Source organism: Edaphosphingomonas haloaromaticamans (assembly GCF_001853345.1).
GTDB classification, from domain to species: Bacteria; Pseudomonadota; Alphaproteobacteria; order Sphingomonadales; family Sphingomonadaceae; genus Sphingomonas_E; species Sphingomonas_E fennica.
The window spans coordinates 2,029,904-2,038,854 of the sequence record NZ_MIPT01000001.1 but is presented as its reverse complement, the minus strand read 5'-3'; the positions used below and the strand labels follow the sequence as shown (position 1 = coordinate 2,038,854).

General features: G+C 66.5%; 10 protein-coding genes. 9 read left to right on the top strand and 1 reads right to left on the bottom strand.

Translation table 11 applies throughout. The features are described from left to right. The 5 genes from BHE75_RS09365 (at position 1) to BHE75_RS25290 (ending at position 2,200) form a co-directional block, all read left to right on the top strand. Complete coding sequence (locus BHE75_RS09365; RefSeq protein ID WP_070933691.1) at positions 1–339, top strand: phage head closure protein; 339 nt, start codon at positions 1–3, stop codon at positions 337–339. Then, positions 339–818: a hypothetical protein gene (locus BHE75_RS09360; protein ID WP_070933690.1), complete on the top strand. Its 480-nt coding sequence runs from the start codon at positions 339–341 to the stop codon at positions 816–818. Before BHE75_RS09365 ends, BHE75_RS09360 begins: the two co-directional genes overlap by 1 nt. Continuing rightward, a complete protein-coding gene (locus BHE75_RS09355; protein ID WP_139181687.1) occupies positions 815–1,216 on the top strand; it encodes a DUF3168 domain-containing protein in 402 nt (133 codons plus the stop codon). The genes BHE75_RS09360 and BHE75_RS09355 overlap by 4 nt, the downstream gene beginning before the upstream one ends. A gap of 38 nt (positions 1,217–1,254) precedes the next feature. After that, complete coding sequence (locus tag BHE75_RS09350) at positions 1,255–1,686, top strand: hypothetical protein (RefSeq protein WP_070933688.1); 432 nt, start codon at positions 1,255–1,257, stop codon at positions 1,684–1,686. Positions 1,687–2,083: 397 nt separating this feature from the next. Further along, positions 2,084–2,200, top strand: a complete 117-nt coding sequence (locus tag BHE75_RS25290) for a phage tail assembly chaperone (RefSeq protein ID WP_084653044.1) — start codon at positions 2,084–2,086, stop codon at positions 2,198–2,200. Here BHE75_RS25290 and BHE75_RS24935 read toward each other — a convergent pair. After that, positions 2,197–3,144, bottom strand: coding sequence for a hypothetical protein (locus BHE75_RS24935; RefSeq protein WP_254684567.1), 948 nt, complete (start codon positions 3,142–3,144; stop codon positions 2,197–2,199). The two genes, BHE75_RS25290 and BHE75_RS24935, sit on opposite strands and share 4 nt — an antisense overlap. Here BHE75_RS24935 and BHE75_RS09335 point away from each other — a divergent pair. The 4 genes from BHE75_RS09335 to BHE75_RS09320 are packed head-to-tail and all read left to right on the top strand — an operon-like array spanning position 3,088 to position 6,506. Beyond that, the gene (locus tag BHE75_RS09335; RefSeq protein ID WP_254684544.1) at positions 3,088–4,842 is read left to right on the top strand and encodes a tape measure protein; all 1,755 of its coding nucleotides are present in this window, start codon (positions 3,088–3,090) and stop codon (positions 4,840–4,842) included. The genes BHE75_RS24935 and BHE75_RS09335 overlap by 57 nt on opposite strands. Before the next feature lie 13 nt (positions 4,843–4,855). Beyond that, positions 4,856–5,455: a hypothetical protein gene (locus tag BHE75_RS09330; RefSeq protein WP_070933684.1), complete on the top strand. Its 600-nt coding sequence runs from the start codon at positions 4,856–4,858 to the stop codon at positions 5,453–5,455. Next, on the top strand, positions 5,452–6,081 hold the full coding sequence (locus BHE75_RS09325; RefSeq protein WP_070933683.1) for a hypothetical protein: 630 nt from the start codon (positions 5,452–5,454) through the stop codon (positions 6,079–6,081). Before BHE75_RS09330 ends, BHE75_RS09325 begins: the two co-directional genes overlap by 4 nt. Beyond that, positions 6,078–6,506: a DUF6950 family protein gene (locus BHE75_RS09320; protein WP_015457789.1), complete on the top strand. Its 429-nt coding sequence runs from the start codon at positions 6,078–6,080 to the stop codon at positions 6,504–6,506. Before BHE75_RS09325 ends, BHE75_RS09320 begins: the two co-directional genes overlap by 4 nt. The last annotated feature ends 2,445 nt before the right edge of the window (positions 6,507–8,951 follow it).

Below are 8,951 nucleotides of genomic sequence, written 5' to 3'. Positions count from 1 at the left end.
ATGGCGCGTCTGGCAGCTGGGCGGCTGCGCCACCGGGTGAGCATCCACCGCTTGGAGGATAGTGACGACGGCAGGGGCGGCTATGTTCGCAGCTGGCACGAGATCGCCACCGTCTGGGCAGAGGTGATCGGCCAAGGTGGTCGCGAGGCGCTGATCGATCGGTCGATGCAGGGAATCGGCCAGTATCGCGTCACCATCCGCTGGCGCGACGATATCCGCACCAACGACCAGGTGCGCTATCGCGGGCGGAACCTCAACATCCGGTCGATTGAGCCGGACGCGACCGATCGGGTGTGGCTGTCCATGATGTGCGACACCGACGCGGAGGCCATCGGCTGATGGCCGGCGGCAAATCCGGCGTGGACTGGGCATCGGCCCGGCGGATGCGCGGCATGATCAAGCGGCTGACGCCCGAGGCGCGGGCCGAAATGATCGTGGAGATGAATCTGGTCGGCGACGACGAGCTGGCCCGCATGCGGCGCGACGTGTCACGCCGGTCGGGCTTCCTCGCCTCTGGCCTGTCGAAGAAGGTCTACCCGAAATCGCTCCGTCTGCGGGTCGGGTTCATCGGCAAGAAGGTGAATCGGGATCGCTGGTATCGCTGGATCATCGAGCGTGGGCGGAAGGCGAAGACGGTTGAGGTGAACCGGCGCCGTGGCCGGACGGCGCCGGCCAGCTATCCGCTCAGGGTCAAGGCCATGCGCGCCCGGCCCTATGTATTTTCGGGCGGCGGAGCGGCGCGGATAGCGCGTAGCCAGCGACTGCAGGATTTCTGGGGCAAGGTGCTGACGCGGGTCGGCGCAGGAGGGGTGCTGTGAGCGTGGATCTGATGATCCCGGTGCAGGACGCGCTGTTCGCGGCGCTGGCCAATGGCGCGACTGGCGGGAAAGCGAGCGTCCGGCAGCATGTGCCCGACGATTTTCGAGGCGATCTCGTCGTTCTCGGCCGGATGGACGCGGCGGAGGATACGGCCAAGGGTTGCCAGGCTGAAATTCACACCATCGAGATCGCGGCCTTCTTCCATGGCCCGGCGCGGCGCGGGGTGCTGGAGATCATGGCGGCGATCCGGGCGGACCTGGACGGTCAGGCGCTGCCGGCCATCGGCGCCTATATCAGCGAATGCCGCTGGCTCAATTCCACAGCCGATCTCGACGATGACGGCGAGACCTATATCGGCCTAATGAACTTCGAAATTTCGGTCGAACCGGAAGAATAGCCGCCGGCGCGCGGCCCATCCAGCAAGGAGATAGTGCAATGCCCGTTTTGCGCGGCAAGGACGTGCGCGTGTTGATCGGCGACGGCGCGACGCCCTCGGAAGCCTTCGATCCGATCGGCGGCGAGGTTACCCTCCAGTGGGGTGACAGCTCGGCGGAATTCGACACATCGAGCAAGGATGACGGCGAATTCAATCTGGTGAGCTATGCCGGCCGCTCGATCCGTTTCACGATGAACGGCAAGGTGAAGCTGCCCGACGATGGCTATGAGAGGCTGATCGCCGTGCGAAATTCTTCGCCGCCCGAGGCGACGCTCCAGATCAAGCGTGGCACGGTTATCCTTTATCAGGGGCTGTGCGGCTGGGGATCGAACGACACGGATTTCACCAATAACCAGGCGGGCACCTGGAGCGCCATCGCCGCACCGGCGGCGGTGCCGACGATCAACAACCTCGCGGCGGTGGCGCCCTGATGTCGGCGAACACGGAGCGGGGCGAGATCGATATCGTCCTGGGCAAGAAGCGGCGGGTGCTGCGCCCCAGCTACGAAGCGGTGCTGACGATTGAGACCCTGACGGGCCGTTCGCTGCGCGAGCTGGCGCAGATGGCCAATGCGATGACGATGCCGATCGCGACCATGGCCGTAGTGGTAGCGGAGCTTATCCGCGCCGGCGCGGCCGACGATGATATCGGCGGCAAGCAGGGNGANGCGGAGGTGTGGGGCAAGCTGATTTATGAAGCGGGAATGCCAGCCATCGCGGCGCGGCTGACCGTGCTGCTGATCGCCGCCCTGACCGGAGGCGCGACGATAACGGGGGAACTGAAGCCGGTAGCGATGACGAAGGGGACCGCCACCGCTACCGGCGATTGATGGGCCTCGCGCTCGCGGCCTTCGGGTGGAGCGCCGATCAATTCTGGCGCTCCACCCATCATGAGTTCGTCGCGATGTGCGAGGCGCGACAGCAGATGAACAAACGGCCTGATTAACAGGCCTTCTGCCAGAGCGCCTCGAAATCTTTCGGGGATAGCGCTGAGCCATCGTCGATCGCGACCGGCATCCCGCTCAGCGCCCCCGCAATAAAGCGGTGGTATCCGGTCTTTCCGCCAAATCCATTGCGTGCGTTGACCTCGCCGCAGAGGAACGCAGCCCCCGGAGGAACCCTCGTGTTGCGGGTTTCCATTGAGCCTGGATCGCGCAGGCTTGCCTTGAGCTGGCGCTCCGCCAGCAGCCGGACCTTGGCTTCGTTCGACACCTCCCGGTCCCTCTCGTCCGATGCGACTGGCTTTGGCTTGACGTCGGGCTCAGCGGCTGGCTGCTCGAATCTGCTCTTGATCACGGAATAGGCGATCAGGACCCCGAAAATGAGCAACAGCACCTTCCACGTCGGCGTCGATGTCGGCCGCTGGGACAATGTTGCGGCAGGAACCGGCGGAAATTCGCGGCGGCAGAAGCGGCAGATCCTGGCATCGGCCTGGATGATCTCAGCGCAGTCCGGGCACTTCTTGATAGCCATATGAATTTCTCCCCGCCTGAGCCTGGAATTACCGGGCGCCTCGGGCGCGTCAACAGCGGACCTGAGCGATCCGTGATCGCCGGGACGTGAAATCCCAAATTCGGAGTGAAGCGGATGGCGGCAAGGTCCGACGTGCGACAGCTGCTGTTGCAGGTCGACGCCAATGTGGAACTGGCGCGGCGCGCGCTGGATTCCCTCGACAATGACATCGGCAGGAACAGCGCCTCGATCGATCGCAGTCTTGGCCGGATCGACGCATCGATCGGCCGGGTGGTAGGTGCGCTTGCGGGCTTTGCCACGATCCAGGAGCTTTCCAGCCTCGGCAAGCAGTTCCTCGACATCGCCGACCAGTCCAAGCAGATGGAGACCCAGCTCCGCCTTGCAACGGCGTCGTTCGGCAGCTTCGGCCAGGCGCAACAGGATGTCGGCCGGATTGCGAACGCGACGCGCAATGGCCTGACGGAGACGTCGACCCTCTACGGCAATTTCATCCGCGCCTCCGCGGCGATGGGGAAAACGCAGGACGAGGCGGCCAGGGCCACCGAGACCTTTTCCAAGGCGCTGAAGATCGGAGGCGCGGGCGCGGCCGAAGCAGCGAGCGCAACCTTGCAGTTCGGCCAGGCGCTGGCGAGCGGCGTGCTGAGGGGCGATGAATTCAATTCGATCGCCGAAGCCTCTCCGCGAATTCTGAAGCTGCTGGCCGATAGCCTTGGGGTCTCGACCGGGGCGCTGCGATCGATGGCCGCCGAAGGCAAGCTGACGGCCGACGTTCTCTATACCGCGCTGACGGACAGGAAATTTACCGCCGGCATCGACGCCGAATTCCAGCAGCTTCCGAAGACATTCGACGAAGCGATGACGCTCGTCGACAATGCGGCCGTCGAGACATTCGGCGCATTCGACCGTGGCGGCCAATTTTCGACGGCCATTGCCAATTTCGTCTCGGACGGATCGGACGGCTTCGGGCGCCTCGCAGATCGGGCGGAGTGGCTGGGCCGCGAGGTGCGATCTGCGCTGGCGGGGCTTGCGAACGTATGGGACGGCTTCGTCGACGCGGGGGAATCCGCCATCGAACGGATCCGGCGCAAATTTGGGCCGCTCCTATACGGGCTCGACCAGCTCAATAACGCCGCCGCCGACCTGAACCCGCTCAATTTCGTCGGACGGGCCATCATCTATAACGGCTGGGCACAGGATCGATATACAGAAGGCCGCGACCAGCAGCGCAACACGCTGGCGCGCGACCAAGCGCTACAGGACATTCAGGATCGCTTCGGCGGGGCATGGTTCCGCCGGATAATTGGCGAAGAGGATGCGCCGCCGTCTGCGGCGGCCGCAACACCGGCAAAGCGCGCCAGGCGAGCAGCTCGACCGAAGCTGACCGGGCCGACCGAGGCGCCGTTGGGAGCCGCTGTCCTGGATGCTGGGAGTGTTCCGCTGGCCAGCGGCGAATATGATCCCATCTTCGGCCGCGATGTCCCGGCGACCATCATCGAACGCACCGAACTGCTGGCCAGGCTTGAGGCGGGGCTGAAGGAAATCCAGGCTGTCACAGGCCAGATCGACATCGGCGCGATCCTGAAAGCCGAGGACCAGCAGCGGTTGCTGGAGTTCGAGGCCGACTTCGGCCGCGACCTCACCCGCAGCCTCGCGGACGCGGTGGTCTATGGCGACAATCTGGGCGACGTGCTGGAGAACACCTTCAAGCGTGCCGCCGCCGCCCTCCTGGAATCAGGTCTACTGGAACTACTGTCACCCGGCAGCGCCGGTGGCGGCACTTGGCGTGGCTTCATCGGCAAGGCCGGATCGATCTTCAGCGGGCTCGGTTTCGCAAATGGCGGTTCGCCGCCGGTGGGCAAGGCCAGCCTGGTAGGCGAACGCGGCCCGGAGCTGTTCATCCCGCGGGTGCCCGGCGTGGTGGTGCCGAACCATATGCTGGGAGACTGGGGCAGCACCGTGCAGGTCCAGCAGAGTTTCAGCGTCAATGCACAGGGCGCCGTGCTCGCGGCCGACCTGATGAGCGAGATGCGATCGATCGGCGTGCGTGCGGCGGCCGGAGGCGCCGCACTTGCCCAACAGCAGATCGGTCGGCGGAGCCGCCAAGCGCTGCGATAACCGGGGGTCATCAATGTCGATCATGCTTCCCGCCGCGCCCGGTATCCGGGGCGCGGTGCCATCGCTGCTGGATTTCGGCGGCGTGCTCACCCCTCCGCTCGGCGGTGCCGCGCAGAAGCTCAACCGGACTGGCGACCGGCACCAGATCCTTGTCCGGCTGCCCCCTATGCGATCCGAACCCAAGGGCCGCATCTATGCGGCGCGGCTGCGCCATGCCCAGCGGGAGGGTGCAATCATCCGGTTCCCGCAGGATGGCCTGATCATCGGCAATCCGGGCGCGCCCGTGGTCGACGGCGCGGGACAGGCCGGCATGGTCCTGAACCTGCGCGGCTTCACGGCCGGCTATGTCGTCCGCGAGGGGCAGTTCTTCTCCATCATCCACGGCGGCCGCCGCTACCTCTATGCCGCCCGCGCCGACATGGCGGCGGGCGAAGACGGCAAGATGGCGCTGCCGATCCTGCCGATGCTCCGCGTGTCGCCATCCAACGGCGCGGTCTGCGAATTCGCGGCGCCCATGATCGAGGGTTTTCTCGACGGCGGGCAGGTCGATTGGGAGCTGCTGCGCCAGCCCTTCATCCAGATCCCCGATTTCACCATCACCGAGGCAGAATGAGCCAGTTCACCCCTGCGGTCGACGCGGCGCTGGCGGTGCCCGTCGCCACGATCTTCAGCGCGCTCCAGATCGAGCTACCCGGCTATACGCTTCGCCTGCTGAGCGGCCCGGCGGCGCTTAAGGGCGCGCCGTGGTCGAGCTTCGTCGGCCGCGATCCGACCTTCGGCACCTGGGCGGCCGTCGCCGATATTCGCGATGGCGGCGGGGACGAAGCGCCGCGCATCTCGATTACCCTGTTCCCGGCCAGCGATGCCGCCGCCGCCACCCTTGCCGCGCCAAATATGCAGGGCAGCAAGGTTTCGATCTGGCTGGGCGTGGTCAATCCGCTGACCGGGGAGCCGATCCCCGATCCGGCCCTGATCTTCCTGGGATCGCTGGATGTGCCGCGCCTCGTCTCTGGCACGGGCTCGCGCCAGCTCGAATATGAGGTCGCGTCCGTCTTCGAATGGATGTTCGACGAAGAGGAGGGGCGCCGGCTGGCTGATACCTTCCACCAGTCGATCTGGCCGGGTGAGCTTGGCTTCGCCTTCGTCACCGGGGTGGTCGATCAGGTCTATTGGGGCCGCCAGGCCCCGGTGACGAACCTGTCGTCGATGCCGCCCTCGCTCGCGGCGATCTTCCGGTGAGCGCGGTGATGATCCGCCGCCGCGACGCGGCGCAGGCCACGCTGGATCATTTCAGCGGCCGGCCCTTCGCCTGGGGCGGCAGCGATTGCGCGCGCCTGATCGCCTGGCACCTGCGCAGGCTGGGCTACAAGCCCGGTCTTTCGCGCGGCGGGCCATATAAGTCCGCCCTGGGGGCGCATCGGGCGCTGGCCCGCGCGGGCTTCGCGTCGCTCGATCAATGGCTGGAATGGATGGGGCTGGCCCCGATCCCGCCGGCGGCCGCCATCGTTGGCGATATCGTGAAGGGCACGGGGGATGATGTGTTCGGGGCGCTGGGGGTGTGCCTCGGCAACGGCCGCCTGCTCGGCTATTCGGAAGAAGCGGAGGGCGCGGTGGTGATGCAGGCCATCGATCTTGCCGCCGCCTGGCGCGCGGAGCCGCGCTGATGGCGAAGTTTCTGAAGATCGCCGCAACCGTCGTCGGCGTCGCATCGATCGCGATCGTGACGGCCGGCGCCGGCATCGCGCTGATGAGCGGCGTCGCGCTTTCAACCGGCATCGCGGCCGCATCGGTGGTGTCCCTGTCCACGCTGGCGGCGATCGGCGCGGGGCTGGGTGTCGCCGCCAGCCTGCTTGGGAAGGCGCCGAGCGGCGTGGGCGGAGCCCAGACCTCGTGGCAGTCCGATCCCAATGCCGGCATCCCTTATGTGATGGGGCGGACGGGGACGTCCGGGAACATCATCTATCACCGCGCCTATGGCGGCGATAACAAGATCAAGTCGATCGTCACCGTGCTGTCCGGCGGCGGGCCGATCGATGCGATCGAGGGTCTTTACCTCGACGACGTGCTGCAGTCGGTCAATGGCTCCGGCGGACTGACCGGCAGACTATCCGGCCTGATGTGGCACCGCGCGCAGCTGGGCGCGACGCCATCGACAGCCCTCACCTCGCCCGAGGGCGCGATGGCCGGCTGGACGAGCGCCCACCGCCTTTCCGGCTACGCGGCATCCGTCCTCACCCTGAAATTTGACGGAAAGGGTGACAAGCAACTTACCAGCGAGCCCAAGGCGCGCTGGGTGGTGCGCGGCGTCAAGGTCTACGATCCTCGCCTCGACAGCACCTATCCGGGCGGTTCCGGCCCTTGTCGCCCGCTCCAGGAAGCAACCTACGTATATTCGGAAAATCCGTGGCTCCATGCGCTGACGTGGCTGCTGGGACGGTGGCAGAACGGCAAGCGGGTGATCGGCATCGGGGCGCCGATCGACATGATCGACATGGCGGCCTTCGTCGAGGCGGCGTCCATCGCCGATGCGAACGGATGGAAGCTGGGCGGGTCGGTCACATCGCGTCCCGACACGCGCTGGAACGCGCTGAAGGCGATGTGCCAGGCGGGCGGCGGCTGGCCGATCTCGCTGGGGGCGAAGGTGAGCTGCGTAATCAACACGCCGCGCGTCGCCCTCACCACCATCACTTCCGCCGATCTGGTTGACGATGTGAGCGTGACTGCCACCCAAAGCCGGCGGGATCGGATCAACGGCATCGTGCCGCGCTACCGCTCAGAGGCGCATGGCTGGGATATCGTCCCGGGCGCCGCGATCCGCGTGCCGGCGCATGTAACCTTCGACGGCGACGAGAGGACCCGCGAGGTCGAATATTCGCTGGTCCAGAACGTCAACCAGGCGGCGCAGCTCGCGCGCTACGACATCGAGAACAGTCGCGAGTTCGGCCCGATCGAACTGCCGCTGAAACTGCGGTTCTGGGGCTACAAGCCAGGCGACGTGGTGCGGCTGAACGTGCCCGAGGCCGGCCTCGTCAACCAGGACGTGCTCCTGCTCGACCGCAATCTAAGCCTCCAGAACGGATCGGTGACGCTGACCGCCCGGTCGGAGACCGCCGGCAAGCACCCCTTTGCCCTCGGTCAAACCGGCACGCCGCCCCCCACCGCCGCCGTCTCCGGCCCGGCTCTGGTGCCGACCCCGACCACCGCCGAATGGGCGATCTCCGCGACGACGATCACGGCGACCGGCGACGCGGCGCCCGCNCTGGTGGTGACCGGCGCCAGCGCGACCGAGGGAATCGACTCGATCCTGTTCGAGTATCGCCGATATACGGGATCACAGGGCGACGGCGACGACTGGATCGCCGCGGGCACGGTCGATCCGGCCACCCAGCGCATAACGATCACGTCGGTGACGGCGGCGACGCAATATCAGGTCTCGATCCGCTATCGGCTGCGGGACGAATGGGGCGCCCGCCTGATCCTTGGTCCATCGACGACGGGCGCGCGTCCCGGCGCGTCGAACACGGCGATCGTTTACATCTACCGCCGATCGGCGACCGCGCCGGCGCTGCCCACGGCAGATGCGACCTACACCTTCGCGACGGCGACGCTGACCGGCCTCAACAATGGCTGGTCGACGACGATCCCGGCGCCATCGGGCGGGCAGCCACTCTATGTGGCCGTCGCCAGCGCGGTGAATTCGACCGCGACGGACACGATTGCGCCCGGCGAATGGACAACGCCGGAAATACTCGCGCAGGACGGCACGAGCGGGGCGGCGGGCATCAATTCGGCGACCGTCTATCTCTACCAGCGCAACAATACGGGCACCGCCCCTCCGCTGCCGACGACGAACCTGACCTATACATTCGCCACAGCCGTGCTGAGCGGCGCGCTGAACGGATGGTCGCAAACGGTGCCGGCGGATAGCGGCGGTAGCTTCCTGCACGTCACCACCGCCACGGCCGCATCTGCTGCTGCTACCGACAATATCCTTTCCACCGAATGGGCCGCAGTGCGGACCATGGCGAAGGACGGGAGCGATGGTGCGGACGCCATCAACAATGTTAACCGGGTTCGGAACAGCCAGTTCGAGCGGGACGAGGCTGGCT